Raw genomic sequence first — 16,436 nt, forward strand, 5'->3', positions numbered from 1 at the left:
TCCACCTGATGCCCGCGCCTTAGCACCCCCAGGCCTCCGTGTCACATTAATGATATAACGCCACCGACGTTTCGAAAACGCCCAACCTCCGCCTACTGGTCACAGCCTACCTCCCACCGCCCTAGTCCTCCTGAAGCACTCCCTTGAGAGATAACGACTCAAGCGTTTCGCCTCATCAGCGTCTCAAAAACTTATCCCCCGAATCTTCATAGGAAACTCATTCTCACACCGTTTCCACCCACCGTCCCTCCATTCCCCTCGCCACCTCTTGACCAGGCCCTTGACGACTCCTTGACCTCTTGACCACCCCTTGACGACTCCTTGACGACTCCTTGACCTCTTGACCACCCCTTGACGTCCCCCGCTCCCTCCCTCACGATCCCCACCGTCCGTCGCACCGACCGTCCCACGCTTTTTCCCCAACCATGAACCGCCGCCACTTCCTCACCACCGCCCTTGCGGCCACTGCCACCGCCGCCTCCACCACCCGCCTTGGTGCCGTCTCCATCGACAAAGCGGCGGCGGACCCGGCCTATGTCATCAAGAACCACGGCATCCGGCACACCGTCATGGGCTGGTGTTTCAAGCCCATGGACACCGTCGTGCTGGCCAAACACTGCAAAGACATCGGTCTGGTGGGCATGGAGGGCATCGACCGCAAATACTACCCGGACGTGAAGGCGCTGGGGATGGACATCTCCCTCGTCTCCGGCCACGGCTTCTCCAACGGACCCTGCAACCCGAAGTTCCGCGACGAGGTCATCGCCAAGCTCACCGAGGGCATCGATGTGGCGGCGGACGTCGGCTGCAAAAAGGTCATCACCTTCACCGGCATGAAGTTTGACGGCATGGACCGGGAAAAGGCCATCAAAGACTGCCTGGACACCTGGAAGGTCGTGCTGCCGCATGCGGAGAAGAAGGGCATCACCCTCGTGCTGGAGCACCTGAACTCCCGGGACAGCTCCCACCCCATGAAGGGCCACCCCGGCTACTTCGGCGATGACGTGGACTTCTGCGTGGACCTCATCAAGCAGATCGGCAGCCCCAATTTCAAGCTGCTCTTCGACATCTACCACGTCAGCATCATGAACGGAGACGTCATCCGCCGCCTGCGCATCCACAAAGACTTCATCGGCCACATCCACACCGCCGGCAATCCCGGCCGCTGCGAGCTGGACGAGCACCAGGAGATCAACTACCCCGCCGTCATGCAGGCCCTCCTCGAGATCGGCTACCACGACTTCGTCGCCCACGAGTTCATCCCCACCTGGAGCGACCCCGTGCTGGCCCTGCGGCATGCGGCCATGGTTTGTGACGTGTAGCCGGAAGAAAGTGATGTGGGCACTCCTGCCCGCAACCGAACGTCTCAACACAAACCCACCTGCTCAGCGCTCCGGAAGGAGGGGGGGGCCATTCTGGTCCCCTGGTCTGAAGACGCTGAGTGAAGCAGGAGCGTGAGGAGAGTGAAAATCCGCCTTCCGCCCGCACATTTCACTTGCCATTTGGATTCTCGGCCCAAGAGGCTTTTCATGTCCTCTTTTGCGGAGACGCGTCCAACCCACCCTGAAGTCCACCCTCACGCCCTGCCTCTGGCTCACACGGGCGCTCATGTCCGGGAGGTGCTGCCATGAGCGCCACGGACCTCTATTTCACCCTGCCTCTGGCGGTTCTGCGCAGCGGGGCCGGGGTGTCCGATGTGATGGATGCGGCCATCTCCTGCGGCATCGTCAATGCCGGGATCGGCTACCGGAAGACGCATGGCGAGGGGCTTTTCAGCCTCCTGCTGGAGCAGGCCCGCGAGCATGCGCGGCGGCAGCGCCAGCCAGTGGATTGCCCGCCGCATGTCCCTCCTGACCTGTGGGAGGCCGCGCTGGCCGGGGCGAAGGTGCTGGGCGTCCAAGGCGGCTGCCGGGCGGTGGATGCCACCAACTACCAGAAGCACCAGGCCAGGGGAGCCGTCTTTCTGCAACTGCGCGCGGACTGGATGTGGAACGCTACGTACAGCGCCCGGCGGGAGGCGGGGAAGGAAGTGCCTGCGGGGTTCAAGCAGCTCTCCTGGCGCGAATTTCGCATCCTTGCCGCCATCCTCAGCGCCAAGGTCAACTCCCATGGCTTCGTCTTCATCGGCTGGGAGACGCTGCAGGCGCGCGCCTGCGGTTTTCACAGCAAAGCCCTGTATAAAGCCGGCGCCGACAGCCTGCCGCCGCACTGCCAGCCGCTCTCCCGCCGCATCCTGCGTCAGGAACTGGAGAAGCTGGAAACGCTGGGCTACTTCCTCCGCTGCCGCTACTCCACCGGACCGCGCGGCGGATTCATGGCCTACTCCTTCCGCCATCCCAAGCGCGCAGACCTGGTGAAAGCCATCCAAGCCTGGAGCGCTGCCAATCACGCCTTTCAGACCAAAGCCGCCGCCAATCGCGCCGCAGACCTCGCCGCCTTTCGCACCTCCCAGCGAGTCCCCTCCGAATCACCGGTGATGACGGCAGCGAGTTGCTAACGAGTCACAAGACACATCGCCAGCGAGTCGCCCAGCGACCTTTGTCCCCCACACCCCGGGGCATTTATCCACCTCGGGCTGAGGTTCAGGCTGCTGATAATGAATGCACTGTGACCATTGCGCTGCCTGCCGGGCCTAGCGAATTGGCCATGCGGACGCATCGCCGCAGCATGTCCTCTCGCATTGCTCATGCACGTCCTCTCGCATTGCTCATGCATTGCGAACACCGCCTCTTCATGACCGTTGCGTCCTTCATGGGGTTGAAAATCAGCGATTTAGCAATGATGCTGCCGCATCCCTGGATCACGCCCAGATCAAGGAGTGGGCCAAGCCACCGACCTAGCCCCCGGCCAACATAAGGAGAAAGCCTCTGGAGGAAAAAGGCTCTTGAAGAGAAAGACATGGAAAGAAGACCCGAGCCAGTTCCGGCCTGCGGCGCAGGCGGTAGAGGTCTTGAGTCTCGCTCAAGACGAGGTGAATATAGTGCCGGGCATTTTTTACTACATATGAATATCATCGCGCCCCGCCAGAAAGCAGCGCTAAACAAACATCAAAGAAATCGACCGGGACAACGAAAAAGAAGAAAAAATAACATTAACATATGAAGACCAGACGCCAATGTATTCGTTGCACTATGCTGTCTCTAGTGCCTGCAGCTTGCTCCTGGCAAGCTTATTCCAGGTTGGAAGTTGCCATTAACTTGAATCAGTCCGACCAGTCATATGTTCTGACAATCAAGAACACGGGAAAAGAAGTTGGGAGGTATGATTCCTACTTTGCCAGAATCGGAGATAAATATGAAATGCCAGCAGGCATCCGCGTGCAATTCCGTGATGCACATAACCAAAAAAAAGCCTGTGATGATTTCCTGCCATTATTAGCAGTTTCGGAGCTGGGATTTCTTCCATCAGATTCAATGAATTACTTGTCGCCAGGCGAAATGCGATCGTGGAAGTATGATCTTGTTTTGTTATTGGACCAAGTGTACGCGGATGGGGGAGGTGGCAAAGGACACCTTGAATGTCGATTGATTGCGCCAATATTTTTGGACAAAAATCACAAGCAGGTCATAGAGGGTAAAAGTGATTGGTTTCGTTTGAAAGAAATGTGCCATTCATGAAAGGCAATTTTTTAGCGGTGCCGAGCATCAAGCGCATGAGATCATTCGAATGCAGGGGCGGCGCGGCTTGATGTAGATCGGTATTCCAATACCGATTCGGTGCCGACTCGGTTTCGGAATACCGAGCTAGACCGCCTTGCTGGGGCAAATCATCCCACGTCGCTTCAATAGATACTTTTGAACAAACGGCGGCGAAGCGACATCCTCGGGCATCAGGCCTTTTTCGTTTCGCTCGTCTAATGAAGCGCCTCGGGCCAGCAGCCAGTCATCATTGGAATCATTCCCATTTTCGATGCTTTATGCAGCGCACCGGTCAAGCTTGCACCACGGCTAAGCAACAACTCCATGCTGTCTGTCCTGCGTTTCAAGACCGCTAGTTGAAGCATGGTTTCGCCACTGCTGTGCTTCTGGTCAATGCTGCCTCCTGCATTCAAATGGCGATCAGAATTTGGCCATGCGGATCTGTAGGCTGATTTCAAACAGCCAGAGCGCATTTCTCACACTCAATGGGAAAATGCAAACAGGTTGCCTGATGCGTCGCGTTCGCGTGTTTAATGCCAGGCGTTTTTTCGCCTTGACCGAGTACTATTCATGCCGGGCCGCTATTTTCAGGGTTCATTTCGAAGTTGGTGGTTCCGCGAGCAATTTTGTCAGTCGAATCTCCACGAAGCCGTAACCCATCACGCTGTCACGGCAGGTCGAAACAGGGAGCTCTTCCAAAGAGACTCTCCGATCTGAGAGGATTTCGAGGGAGTCGCTCAACTCTCTTGCATAAATCTGCCCGGCAACTTCTCGGACAAACAGCGGAAGTGGCCAGTGCTGTCGATCAAATCCCGATAACTCACCGACAACAGGCCAATCGCCTTTGGTGAGCCCCAGTTCGCCAAAGCAGCCGCTCAACAATATGTTGGACGGACACAAATCCTCATCAAGCAGTGGAGCGACAGTGGTGTCGATCCGAGGACCAAAGAAGTGCCCAAATACCACCCCTTTCCCATCTGCACGGCAAACAAGCCCCCTCACAAAACCGTGGTCTCGCAAAGGCACTAGAAACAGGCTTCCTTCGTAGTAGCTAGATTTTTGCTTCTTCATTTTCAGCTTCTCTGCGCAGCTTTGTGTTCATCAATGTATTGCTGCTTCTTCGTTTTTTTATCTCGAATCGCTTTCGACCGGTTGAGACCGCCATTCTCGGCTCGTGCTTGTGGGTGAGCCTCATAAAGCCGATGTTCTGATCGGATATCTTCTTGGAACTCCAAGTCCTTTGTTTCTTCGCCTTGTGCATGCTGCCGTTTTCTTTGATCAAGATCTTTTGACCGGCCAGTGCGTTTCACTGTGCCGTCCCCATCCACGAGCTTATACGTGCCCCCCCCCCTTTGCGACAGCCTGTCTACCGTCTATTGTCGCTTCTGCAGCCGCCTCACTCGCCTGCGCCGCCCTATTCTTGGCTGTTGCACTTGGTCCGCTTCCAGCAGAGTTGGTATTAATGAGGCAACAGCCCCGTCACGGCAAATATAATGCCAGGCAATTTTTACGGCTTCCATGATCCCATTGTCGAAATCATCTGCTTCCGCTCTGGCCGCCCTGCTGCTTTCCTTCTGCCTGGTGAGCTGCACGATGAACGCGAAGCATGGCCGTGATTTCGATGACAGCAAAGTCAGCCAGATCGTGAAGGGGAAGACGACTGCGGGCGACATCCGCCGGATGTTTGGCAAGCCGTTCATCGAGATGCCATTGATGCAGCTCTATGATTTTCATTGTCCACCGAAGTTCTACGGTCTGCCCAACGATGGCATCCGCTGGGTCTATACCTATGACCCAACGCGGACCAAGATCCCGTCCACCATGAAGTGTCCCGTGTGCCCCGAGCTGATGTCGGACGATCTGAAGATGGATTTCGACATCGCCTCCGAAGAACCGCCCCGCTACAGCAGCCCGAGGAAAGGTTTGGTCGTGACGTTTGATGCCAACCACGTGGTGATCTCCTATGCCTACCACCCTAGTGACCAGGTAAAGGCAAAGGCAGGACCAGCGGCGCAGCGCTGAGTATGGGGAACCTTGGGTGGTGCGGACACAAAGCTGATCTCCTCTCCCCATCGAGGATGTGGCTATGTCACAAGAGACCTTTGGGGAGAGGCCGGGTGAGGGGCCATTTCATGCTTCAGGCGAGGAGTCTGGGGCGTCCCCTCACCCCAACCCTCTCCCCTGTGAAAATAATGCCTGGCATCAAAATGGGGCGCATCACTCGACCAACGCTTCCGAACCAGGGGACCAGGATGGTCCCCCTCCGCCAGAGCGTTCGCGCACCCAGTGCTCAGGCAGGAGAGGGATCATCTTGATCCCTTACGTGTACGCATCGTCCTGCGCTTCCGAACCAGGGGACCAGGATGGTCCCCCTCCGCCAGAGTGTTCGCGAACCCAGCGCTCGGGCAGGAGAGGGATCATCTTGATCCCTTACGTGTACGCATCGTCCTGCGCTTCCAAACCAGGGGACCAGGATGGTCCCCCTCCGCCAGAGCGTTCGCGCACCCAGTGCTCAGGCAGGAGAGGGATCATCTTGATCCCTTACGTGTACGCACCGTCCTGCGCTTCCGAACCTCTCCGTCAGGAAATATAATGCCAGGCATTATTTGATGGGATGTCATGCAGACCATTGGATGCCAATGGATTGAAAGGTCATTTGAACCTCGGTGTGAGGCGCGCGCGCGGCGCGCGAGGGAGACTCGGAGTGGGCCTGGGGGCAAGGGCGGAGCTCAGCGTGTTCGCGGCGCGCGGCGGTTGGGGACCAACCGCCCTACCTTTGCGGCTTCACCAGCCGCCGCCCATGGCTTTGACGAGCTTTACGGTGGCGATGAATCTCTGGGCGGTGACTTGATTGGTCTGGCGTTCGGTTTGCAGGCGGGTGCGTTCGGCGTCGAGGAAATATAATGCCAGGCATTATTTGATGGGATGTCATGCAGACCATTGGATGCCAATGGATTGAAAGGTCATTTGAATCTCGGTGTGAGACGCGCGCGCGGAGCGCGAGGGAGACTCGGAGTGGGCCTGGGGGCAAGGGCGGAGCTCCAGCGTGTTCGTGGAGCGCGGCGGTTGGGGGACCAACCGCCCTACCTTTGCGGCTTCACCACCCGCCGCCCATCGCCTTTACCAGGCGTACGGTGGCGATGAATCTCTGCGCGGTGACTTGATTGGTCTGGCGTTCGGTTTGCAGGCGGGTGCGTTCGGCGTCGAGGAATTCGAGGTAGCCGACGGCGCCGCTGTCGTAGCGGGCGCGGGTGAGGTCGGCGGCCTGGGAGGCGGCGGAGAGGGCTTCGTTTTGGGCGGCGGCCTGTTCGGCGCGGTAGCGGGTTTGCGCCAGCGTGGTCTCCACGTCCTTGAGCGCGGAGAGCACGGCCTGGCGATAGGTGGCGATGGCTTCTTCGCGGGCGGCCCGCCTTCGTTTTACATTGGAATGGATCAGCGCAAAACCGGTGATGGGCAGGCTGACGCTAGGGCCGATGGACCACACGCGGCTGTCGGCGGTGAAGAGATCGCTGGTGTTTTTGCTCAAATAACCGCCTTGGGCGGTGAGGCTGATGGCGGGGAAATAGGCGGCGGTTGCCACGCCGATGTCGGCATTGCGTGCGGCGACGAGGCGCTCGGCGGAGGCGACGTCCGGGCGGCGTTCCAGCACGGTGGCGGGGACGCCCGCAGGGATGCTGGGCGGCGCGCCGTGCAGGGGACGCTCGGCGATGCGGAAGTTCGTGGCGGGCACGCCGCAGAGCAGCGAGAGATTGTCGGAGGCTTCCTGGCGCTGGCGTTTGATGTCGGCGAGTTCGGCTTTGGCGGTGGCCACTTCGGTTTTGGAGCGCAGCAGGTCGGTCTCTTGAATGGTGCCTGCTTTGAATCGCTGATCGATGATGCTCAGGCTTTTCTCGCGCAGGTCGATGGTGCGGCGCAGCGAAGCGAGATCGGCATCCAGGGCGCGGAGCTGGAAGTACGTGGCGGCCACGTCTCCGGTGAGGGTGAGCAGCAGGTTGTTGTAATCGGCGGCGCTGGACTCGGCCTGGGCGCGTGCGGATTCAAAGGAGCGGCGCACCTTGCCCCAGAGATCGAGCTCGTAGCTGAGGTCGAGGGTCTCGCTGAAGGTGTTGATCTGCGCGGAGGGAATTCTCACTGGCACCGGCGTGGGCAGGTGCGCGGAGGTGCGCTCGCGTTTGTCGCGAGAGTTCGCGGTGATGTTGGGAAACCAGTCGGTGGCTGCGGCGCGGGCGTTGGCACGGGACTGCATGATGCGCGCATACGCGGCACGCACGTTTTGATTGTCCGCAAGGGCGAGGGCCTCCAGTCGGTTCAGCTCGCTGTCGTGAAACACTTTCCACCAATCGCCTTTGGGAGCGTCGTCTTTCGGCGCGCTCGTCTGCCAGCGCCAGGTGGCGGGCGTGATGTCGGAGGTGTCCGGCTTGTGGTAATCGGGGCCGACGGTGCAGGCGGAGAGCCCGAAGAGGACGGGGAGGAAGCAGGAGCGTTGTGCGAAAGATGCCATGATGAAGGGGGCTTGGATCAATGACGAAGGCGGAATGACGAGTGGCGAATCAACGAGGAATGACGAACGCCGGTGGGGGCGTAGGATGGGTGTGGCGACAGCCCGCCCGTCTGCGAGCGGGTATAAGAGGCAGCGGCTGGCGAGTGTCCTCGTAGTCGGGCGGTTTGGCGGAGGGAATAGGGGAGTGTGTGAATGCCTTCGACGCCAAACACGACCAACCTACGGCCTGAGTGCGAGGCGTTTCGTAGGATGGGTGTGGCGACATCCCGCCCGTCTGCGAGCGGGTGGAAGAGGCACCGGCTGGCGAGTGTGCTTGCAGTCGGGTGGCTTGTGAGGGTGTGGCAGACACTGAGGCTGGCGAGTGCCCTCGCAGTCGTGCGGTTTGGCGAAGGGGACTGCGGATGATGAAGTGAGCGATGGACGCCAAACACGACCAACCTACGGCCGGAGTGCTGCGCTGCGACACGCGTGCATGGCGATGACTCTTGTGGCGCGAGTTCGTGCTTGGAGTTTCGTCATTCATTCGGCGTTCAGCGTTCAGCGTTCAGCGTTCGCATTGCATTCATGGTGCGTTTGTTCTCAAACCGATGCCTGTACCGGCACCGGCTTCGTCTCCGGCTCTGCGGCCTCCCTCTCAGCACGGCGTGCGGCGCGTTTTTCCGCGCGGCGGCGGCGCCATTCGATGATATCGTCGAAATAGGAGTAGAAGACGGGCGTTGCGAGGAGGGTGAGGAGGAGGGAGAGGGTCTGGCCGCCGAGGATGACGCCGGCGGTGGCGTTGTTGAAGGCAGCGCCGACGCCGCGTGCGAGCATCATGGGCACCATGCCGGCGACGAAGGCGAGCGTGGTCATGAGGATGGGGCGGAGGCGGTCCTGGTTGGCTTTGAGAATGGCTTCGTGCCGCTCCATGCCGCGCTCGCGCAACTGCAGCGTGTGGTCGATCTGAAGGATGCCGTTTTTCTTCACCATGCCGAAGAGCACGAGCACGCCGAGCATGGAGAAGAGATTGAGCGACTGCCCGAAGATGATGAGCGAAAGAATGGCGAAGGGCAGCGTGAGCGGCAGCGCGAGCAGGATGGTGAAGGGATGGATCCAGCTCTCAAACTGCGCGGCGAGGATGAGGTACATGAAGACAAAGGCCATGAGGAAGGCGGTCATGAAGGCCTTGCCGGTGCGCGCCATTTCCTTCGATCTCCCTGCGGCACCGCTGCTGTAGTCGGCGGGGAGGTTCTGCTTTTTCACCAGCGCGCCGAGGGCATCCACGATCTGGCTTTCGCCCACGTCGGGCGCGTTGTTGGCGCTGATGGTGACCTGACGGCGGCGATTGAGGCGGTCGATTTGTGACGGGCCGGAGGTGGCATCGAGCTTGAGTACATTGGCCAGCGCCACGGGCACTCCGGTGGTGCTGGGCACGGAGAGCTGCTCCATGGATTCGCGGTTGTTGCGGTAGCCGGCCTCAGCGCGCAGGTGGATGTCGTACTGCTCGCCGCCTTCATCGTAGGTGGAGACATCGAGGCCGCCGACGAGCAGACGCAGCGTGGTGGAGAGATCGGCGATGTTCACACCCAGCTGCCCCGCTTTGCTGCGGTCCACGCTGGCGGTGATCTCGGGCTTGCCGCTGATGAGCGTGGAATCCAGGTCGCGGATGCCGGGGATGTTTTTCGCCTCCTTCATGATGGCGTCCGTGGCGGTGGTGAGGCGGTCGAGATCCGGCCCTGCCACATAGAATTGCACGTTCGCGCTGGACTGGCCGGTATTGAAAGGCGGCACGGCCATCACCGTCATGCGCCACTCGGCGGGATACTTCGGCAGGATCTGCTGGCGCACCTGGTCCATGATGTCCTGCTGCGTGGCTTTGCGGGTGTCGGGGTCGGTGAGGCGCACGTAGATGCCGGCGAGATTGGGCACGCGCTGGTCGTTGTCGCCAATGGTCAGCAGCGTGGACTCCACGCCGGGGAGCTCGCGGATGCTGCGCGCCACGCGCTCGCCGAGGAGATCGGTGGAGGCGAGCGTGGTGCCTTCCGGCACGCGGAGGTTTACCAGGAACTCGGCTTCTTCGGTGGGCGGCATGAAGCTCTTCTGCACGATCTTCATGAGAACGGGCACGGAGGCCAGCGCGCCAAAGCAGGCCAGCACGATGACCCAACGGTGCCGCATGGAGAAGCGCAGCATGACCATGTACACGGCCTCGATGGGACGGTAGAACACATTCACCACACGCTCCAGGGAGCGCTCCATCCAGCTCTTGCGATTGCGGTTCAGCATGCGCGCCGCGAGCGAAGGGACGAGCGTGAAGCTGATGAGCAACGACACCGCGATGGCGAAGGCCATGGTCAAACCGAAGCTCTTCAAGAACATGCCCACAATGCCGCTGAGAAACGCCACGGGCACAAACACCGCGAGCAGCGAGAGCGTGGTGGCCATGACGGCGAGGCCGATCTCCCGCGTGCCATTGATGGCGGCATCGTGTGCGTTCTCGCCTTTTTCCTCCATGTGGTGGAAGATGTTTTCCACCACGATGATCGCGTCATCGATGACGATGCCCACGGCCAGCGCGAGGGCCACGAGGCTGATCTGATTGAGCGTGACATCCTGCGCCCACATGACGCCGAACGCGGCAATGATGGAGGTGGGAATGGAAAGCGCGGCGATGATGGTGGCGCGGGTGTTTCCGAGGAAGAGAAGCACGATGAGCGCGGCAAAAAGCGCGCCAAGCACCAGATGCTCCTGCACGGCGTGCGTGCTGGTGCGGATGACGATGGAATTGTCGCGCACGACATTGATCTGATACCCGGCGGGCAGGATTTTTTTCATCTCATCCAGGCGCTCCTGCACGGCATCCACGACCTTGATGGTGTTTTCGCCGGACTGCTTGCGCAGGGAAAGCACCACGGTGGGCACGCCATTGCGGCGCGCGGCCGTTTGCGGCTCCTCCTCGCCATCTTCCACGCGGGCCACGTCTCCCAGGCGCACCATGCCGCCGTCTTTTTCGCGAACGACCATCTGCGCCAGCTCGGCCACGGAGGCGGCCTTTCCCAGCACGCGCAGGCCGGCCTGGCTGGCGGCATCCTTCACGGTGCCGGCGGGGATCTGCACATTCTGCGCCTTCAACGCCTTCTGCACATCGATGGCGGTGAGATTGAAGGACTTCAGGCGCACGGGATCGAGCCACACATTGATCTGGCGTTTGCGCCCGCCGAGCAGCGTGGCCTGGCCCACACCGGGCACGCTTTCAAGCTGGCGGCGCAGCACCTTGTCCGCGTATTCGGTGATCTCGCGCTGCGGCTTGTCGGCTGTGAGCGCCACATTGAGGATGGGCGCGGCATCGGGATCGAGTTTTTCCACGATGGGCTGGTCCGCATCGTCCGGCAGCTCGGGGATGATGCGGTTCACGCGGTCGCGGATTTCCTGCGCAGCCACGTCGGTGTTTTTTTCCAGCAGGAAAACGACGATGACCTGGGAGATGCCTTCGCTGGAGACGGAGCGCAGTTCATCGATGCCGCTGACGGTGTTCACCGCTTCCTCGATCTTGTCAGTGATCTGCGTTTCCACCTCCTTCGGCGTCGCGCCATCAAGACGCGTGGTGACGACGACGGTGGGGAAGTCCACCTTTGGAAAGCGGTCCACCGGCAGGCGCGTGTAACCGATGATGCCGACCACCACAAACACCAGCACGATGACGCTGGCGAGGACAGGACGCTGAACACAGATGCGGGCGAGCCATTGCATGAGGTGAGAGGGAAGGAGAGGGGATTAGGCCGGTGACGAGGGCTGAGGGACGTTCGGTTTGCCGCAGAGGGGCAAAGGGGCAGAGGTGGCAGAGAGGGTTCTTTTGATGATGCCGGTCCGAGTTTTCAGGCGGAATGCGGAAGGCATGCGAGGCGTGGAGGGACGCTGGGACGTGCGGTTTGCCACAGAGCAACTGAGTTCAAGGCGGCTTGATCGTGGAAAGAAAATTAACGCTCGGGCCTCTGGTCCTCGAGGGATCTGCTCACCGTGTGGCACGGGAGATGTGGCTCGGTATTCCGATACCGAGTCGGTGCCGTCGCGGTATCGGAATTGCCTTCGGCTGTCTCCGCTTCGCTCCGGCTCCGCGCTACATCCCCGCATGTCCACGTTCGAAGTGCTGAACTGTCGATTCCGCATTGAGTTACTCGGGAGTGGCGAAGGAGCAGAGGTGGCAGAGATTGAATGAAGTCTCTGTTCCCTCTGCCTCTGTGCTCCTCTGCGGCAAAGACGGGTGTTCCTTTGGCTCCCGAAAATCCGGAGCGAGCGGCCCACGATCAGAGAGATTGTCGTTTCAATGAATGTGGATTCGTGGTGGTTCATACCATTCGGGGCAAAGGTCTGCGGAACTGCCGTGGGGGGTCAGGGGGTGGGCTTCACGGGAGCGCCGTCCACGACATCCGTGCCGGGGGAGAGGACGACGTTTTCGCCCTTCTGCACGCCACGGCGGATTTCGATGAGGTCCTTGTCGGTCTCGCCGATTTCCACGAGGCGCTCGTTGAGCTTGCCATCCTGCACCACCCACACGCGCTGGACGGAGCCGTCCGCACGCACGGCGCTGGCGGGCACGGTGATGGCCGTCTGCGGCGGCAAGGCCAGGCGTGCCTCGGTGAAGAGGCCGGGGCGCAGGCGGCCGTCGGTATTGATGACTTCCGCCTCCACCTGCAGATCACGCGATTCCGCGCGCACGGCAGCGCCGATGAATTTCACGGTGCCGGTGAAGACCTCGCCAGGGTAGGGCGAGACGCTGAACTCGACAGTCTGGCCTTCCTTGATGAGGCCCACGGAAGGCTCCGCCACATTTACCAGCAGGCGCAGGTGCTGGAGATCGATGACACGCGCGACCTTCGAGTCTGCCATGACATATTCGCCCTTCGCGACGAAGCGTTCGGCCACGGTGCCGTCAAACGGCGCGCGGATGGTGGCGTCCTCCAGCGTTTTCTTCATCATATCGCGGCGTGCCTGGGCCGCAGCAAAGCTCGCGGCAGCGCCATCGCGATCCGCTTTGATGCGCGCGAAGTCTGTTGCAGCCACCGCTTTGAGCTGCACCAGCGGTTCATTGCGCTTCACCTCGGTTTCCGCGAGATCGAGCTTGGATTTCGCCTGTGCCAAATTGGCCTCGGCTTCAGCGAGGTTGAGCGTGGCGGTGCGGCTGTCCAGTTGTACAAGAACGTCGCCTGCTTTCACGATGCTGCCGCGTTCCACGGGTGTCTCCATCACTTTGCCAGCCGTGTCAGCAGCCACGGCGGCGTTTTGCGCGGCGGTGATCTCACCGGTGAGGCGAAGGTAGCGCGGCATGGGCTGCTCCTGTGCTGCGGCGGTTTTGACGGTGATCGCGACGGCAGGTTTCTGCGCAGCCGCTGCAGCCGCAGGGGCGGCGGGCGCTTTGCTGCAACTGCTCAGGAAGAGAATCAGGCCGCTGATTCCGAGCGCGAGGAAGATTTTGAGGATGGCGGTGCTCATGACGATTTTTTCGAACGGGAGACGGCTTTCGGTTGTGATGCGCGCCGGGCGGCGAGCGCGCCCAGCACGAAGTCGGCGATGTTTTCCGCGAGATGCTTCACTTCGGCCTCCGTCTTCGGCACAGGCGGTCCGAGGCGGTCGATGAACACGCGGCAGTGGTCGTAGTGAATGCAGAGGCCGATGATGTGGTGGCAGTAACGGATGCAGTCCTCGTCCACCGTGCGCCGGCCCAGCACCGCGGCGATGATGCGCTCCAGCTCCTCATGGAAAGGGCGCACGATGAGCTTGATGAATTCATTCATGCAGGGCGTGGGCTCGCGCATCTCGTGGGCCATGATCTGGCTCTTCACGGGATTGGCGGCGCGCTTGAGCAGCACGTGATCCAGCAGGTGGTGGATCCAGCGCCGCAGCGTCTCCTCCGGAGCGTCGCCCTGCGCCAGCGTCACGGGCGGGTCCTTTTCCATGCTCCCGCGGCAGGAGGAGAGGAAGACCTCGCGGTAGAGTCCTTCCTTGCTGCCAAAGTAGTACTTCACCGCAGCCACGTTGGCCTTGGCCTTCAGGCAGATGGCGCGAAGGCTGGCCTTCTCAAAGCCGTCTTTGGCAAAGACGGTGGCGGCAGCCTTCAGCAGGCGCTCGCGGCGCGCCTCGGCATCATGTTCACGGGATGGCGAAGAGTTAAACATGCGTTTATAAACAGGTGTTTAACTTAACGTCTGCAACGGGTCAAACGGATTTATGTTTCGCATCGGCCTCGCATTTTCCTCCGCCGATGCCGGCCGCAGCGAGCGGAGCGCAGGTGGGAGATGCGGAAGAAGACGAAGATGCGATGTGCTCAAAAAAGAAGTAGGGCGTGCAGTCTTTTGAAGACTCACGCCCTTGGTCGGCTTCCAGGCTCTGCGGTGCGGTTGAACCTTTTCACTGACCACAGACTAATCGCCGATGATCGTGAAGGCGGATGTGTGGGGTGTGATTTTTTTGGACGGGGAATGATGGGGAACGGGTGGCGTGTGTGTCACTTTGAGCATTTCATTCCGCTTCGAACACTGCGCTTGCGCAGAAGGGCGCGGTTCGCGTGCCGTCTATCCCTGTGTTTTCCTCGGCCTTCGTCAGACGAAGAACCCGCCGAACCATCGAACCTTCTCAAGACGGGAGCGCTGACGCTGCCGATTCACGAGACGGTGCCGGGGTAAGACCACTGCCGCGGTAAGACCAAAGACAGCATGCGTGGCCCGAGCCATTGGCACGCGCGGTCCCGGAAACTGGAACCGAAGCCTGGCGAAGCGACTCCTGACGACTTTTACGAGTTCTGGGCGGCGGGTCATGATGGGCACGTAAAAATGGAATACGCCGCCCGCGCCCGCGCCCGCGCCCGCAGCGTCTTCGTGCCATTGGGGGGCGGAGGGGGGGTAGGCGGAGCCATGGGAGTAGCGGAGCGGAGGGTGCAAAATAATGCCAGGCATCCAATGATTGACTTCGTTGCGCCCTTCGTGCACTGATTTGCCATGAAATTCTCTCAAATGACTGAGTGTGAATCTTTAATGGCTGAGGCTGTGGAGGCGCAGCTGGTGGGGGTGAATGCGAAAACGGGGATTTATCCTGCCGCGCGTTCGTGGTCGGGCGGGCGGCGGAGGATTCTCGGTAGGGGGCCGCTGGAGTCTTATTGCTACCATGTGATGTCGCGGACCTGCGGCGGGGAGGTGTTTTTTGATGAGGTGGAAAAGGAGGCGCTGCGGCGGGTGATCTGGCGCATGGCGGAGTTTTCGGGCGTCAAGGTGGTGACTTACTGCGTGATGAGCAATCACTTCCACCTGCTGGCCGAGGTGCCGCACAGGCAGACGTGGCTGCGGCGTTTTGAGGGGCCGGAGGGCGAGGCGAAGCTGCTGGAGCATCTCGGCACGCTCTACAGCCGCGCGTATGTGGGCCTGCTGCGCGATGAACTGGTGGACCTGCGCGCGCGTGGCCTGGTGGTGCTGGCGGAGCGGAAAATCGAGGCGCTCAAGAGGCGGTTTTGCGATCTGTCCCTCTTTGTGAAGGAGGTGAAGGAGCGCTTCAGCCGCTGGTTTAACAAACGGCGTGGGCGACGTGGCACGCTGTGGATGGATCGCTTCAAGAGTGTGCTCGTGGAGGGCAAGGGTGAGGCGCTGCGCACGATGGCGGCTTACATCGATTTGAATCCGGTGCGTGCAGGGCTGGTGGCGGATCCGAAGGACTATCGCTGGTGTGGCTATGCTGAGGCGCTGGGTGGCAGTCGCCGGACGCAGCGGGGTCTGTGCAAGGCGCTGGGAAAGCCGGTGGATGGCTGGCGGAGCGCGGGGGCTGCGGAGGCTTATCGCTGTCTGCTGCACGATGAAGGCCGCGAAATCAAAGATGCGCAAAAAGAGAACGTGGTGCGGCCGGGTGTGAGCGCGGAGTCTGCGCGTGCGGTGCGGGCGGCAGGTGGAAAACTCAGCTCTGCGGAGCTGGTGCGCCATCGCGTGCGCTACTTCACGGAGGGGATCATTCTCGGCAGCAAGGAGTTCGTGGAGGGCGTCTTCACGGCGCAGCGTGATCGATTCAGCCCGAGGCGGAAGGTGGGCGCGAAACGCATCGCTGAGTCGGAGGGGGCGTTTTACACCCTGCGGCATTTTAGCACCAAGCCGGTGGGTGAGGATGAGGGCGGAGGATGGGATGCTGCGGGGCAGGGTGGTGCTCACCGTGCAGGGGCAGTTCGAATACCTGACGCGTGACAGCGTCTTCGGCTTTGCTGCGTTCGAAGATTCCTAGGACGGCGAACCTTTTTGAGCGCTTGCGACGGGATAGACCCGAAATCACGGACCCGCGCAGCGGTT

At 60.8% G+C, this 16,436-nt stretch carries 10 protein-coding genes; 5 read left to right on the forward strand and 5 right to left on the reverse strand.

The genetic code is table 11. From position 1 onward, the window contains the following. Window positions 1-425: 425 nt before the first annotated feature. The 3 genes from ACILSR_RS03840 (at window position 426) to ACILSR_RS03850 (ending at window position 3,617) form a co-directional block, all read left to right on the forward strand. Window positions 426-1,322 carry a TIM barrel protein gene (locus ACILSR_RS03840; RefSeq protein ID WP_395748403.1) on the forward strand — a complete coding sequence of 299 codons (897 nt, stop codon included), beginning with the start codon at window positions 426-428 and terminating at the stop codon, window positions 1,320-1,322. A 305-nt stretch (window positions 1,323-1,627) separates the two neighbouring features. Beyond that, window positions 1,628-2,497, forward strand: coding sequence for a hypothetical protein (locus tag ACILSR_RS03845; RefSeq protein WP_395748404.1), 870 nt, complete (start codon window positions 1,628-1,630; stop codon window positions 2,495-2,497). A gap of 700 nt (window positions 2,498-3,197) precedes the next feature. Then, on the forward strand, window positions 3,198-3,617 hold the full coding sequence (locus ACILSR_RS03850; protein ID WP_395748405.1) for a hypothetical protein: 420 nt from the start codon (window positions 3,198-3,200) through the stop codon (window positions 3,615-3,617). 615 nt (window positions 3,618-4,232) lie between these two features. On the opposite strand, the gene ACILSR_RS03855 is transcribed toward ACILSR_RS03850, so the two are convergent. Continuing rightward, complete coding sequence (locus ACILSR_RS03855) at window positions 4,233-4,709, reverse strand: Imm26 family immunity protein (protein ID WP_395748406.1); 477 nt, start codon at window positions 4,707-4,709, stop codon at window positions 4,233-4,235. A 447-nt stretch (window positions 4,710-5,156) separates the two neighbouring features. Here ACILSR_RS03855 and ACILSR_RS03860 point away from each other — a divergent pair, with 447 nt between their 5' ends. Next, window positions 5,157-5,660, forward strand: a complete 504-nt coding sequence (locus ACILSR_RS03860; protein WP_395748407.1) for a hypothetical protein — start codon at window positions 5,157-5,159, stop codon at window positions 5,658-5,660. 1,075 nt (window positions 5,661-6,735) lie between these two features. Here the strand turns inward: ACILSR_RS03860 and ACILSR_RS03865 are convergent. The 4 genes from ACILSR_RS03865 to ACILSR_RS03880 all read right to left on the reverse strand — a co-directional run bounded on the left by ACILSR_RS03865 (window position 6,736) and on the right by ACILSR_RS03880 (window position 14,291). Continuing rightward, window positions 6,736-8,139 carry an efflux transporter outer membrane subunit gene (locus tag ACILSR_RS03865; RefSeq protein WP_395748408.1) on the reverse strand — a complete coding sequence of 468 codons (1,404 nt, stop codon included), beginning with the start codon at window positions 8,137-8,139 and terminating at the stop codon, window positions 6,736-6,738. A gap of 579 nt (window positions 8,140-8,718) precedes the next feature. Then, the gene (locus tag ACILSR_RS03870; RefSeq protein ID WP_395748409.1) at window positions 8,719-11,868 is read right to left on the reverse strand and encodes an efflux RND transporter permease subunit; all 3,150 of its coding nucleotides are present in this window, start codon (window positions 11,866-11,868) and stop codon (window positions 8,719-8,721) included. Window positions 11,869-12,507: 639 nt separating this feature from the next. Continuing rightward, the gene (locus ACILSR_RS03875) at window positions 12,508-13,608 is read right to left on the reverse strand and encodes an efflux RND transporter periplasmic adaptor subunit (protein WP_395748410.1); all 1,101 of its coding nucleotides are present in this window, start codon (window positions 13,606-13,608) and stop codon (window positions 12,508-12,510) included. Next, complete coding sequence (locus ACILSR_RS03880) at window positions 13,605-14,291, reverse strand: CerR family C-terminal domain-containing protein (protein WP_395748411.1); 687 nt, start codon at window positions 14,289-14,291, stop codon at window positions 13,605-13,607. The genes ACILSR_RS03875 and ACILSR_RS03880 overlap by 4 nt, the downstream gene beginning before the upstream one ends. A gap of 819 nt (window positions 14,292-15,110) precedes the next feature. On the opposite strand from ACILSR_RS03880, the gene ACILSR_RS03885 reads away from it, so the two are divergent. Continuing rightward, on the forward strand, window positions 15,111-16,334 hold the full coding sequence (locus tag ACILSR_RS03885) for a transposase (RefSeq protein WP_395748412.1): 1,224 nt from the start codon (window positions 15,111-15,113) through the stop codon (window positions 16,332-16,334). Window positions 16,335-16,436 lie beyond the last annotated feature (102 nt).

It is taken from the genome of Prosthecobacter sp. (assembly GCF_044222565.1).
GTDB lineage: Bacteria > Verrucomicrobiota > Verrucomicrobiia > Verrucomicrobiales > Verrucomicrobiaceae > Prosthecobacter.

What these genes read in the sequence shown, in the direction of transcription:
- ACILSR_RS03840 (WP_395748403.1), top strand. Translation starts at nt 426, where the DNA reads ATGAACCGCCGCCACTTCCTCACCACCGCCCTTGCGGCCACTGCCACC.
- ACILSR_RS03845 (WP_395748404.1), top strand. Translation starts at nt 1,628, where the DNA reads ATGAGCGCCACGGACCTCTATTTCACCCTGCCTCTGGCGGTTCTGCGC.
- ACILSR_RS03855 (WP_395748406.1), bottom strand. Translation starts at nt 4,709, where the DNA reads ATGAAGAAGCAAAAATCTAGCTACTACGAAGGAAGCCTGTTTCTAGTG.
- ACILSR_RS03860 (WP_395748407.1), top strand. Translation starts at nt 5,157, where the DNA reads ATGATCCCATTGTCGAAATCATCTGCTTCCGCTCTGGCCGCCCTGCTG.
- ACILSR_RS03865 (WP_395748408.1), bottom strand. Translation starts at nt 8,139, where the DNA reads ATGGCATCTTTCGCACAACGCTCCTGCTTCCTCCCCGTCCTCTTCGGG.
- ACILSR_RS03870 (WP_395748409.1), bottom strand. Translation starts at nt 11,868, where the DNA reads ATGCAATGGCTCGCCCGCATCTGTGTTCAGCGTCCTGTCCTCGCCAGC.
- ACILSR_RS03875 (WP_395748410.1), bottom strand. Translation starts at nt 13,608, where the DNA reads ATGAGCACCGCCATCCTCAAAATCTTCCTCGCGCTCGGAATCAGCGGC.
- ACILSR_RS03880 (WP_395748411.1), bottom strand. Translation starts at nt 14,291, where the DNA reads ATGTTTAACTCTTCGCCATCCCGTGAACATGATGCCGAGGCGCGCCGC.
- ACILSR_RS03885 (WP_395748412.1), top strand. Translation starts at nt 15,111, where the DNA reads ATGAAATTCTCTCAAATGACTGAGTGTGAATCTTTAATGGCTGAGGCT.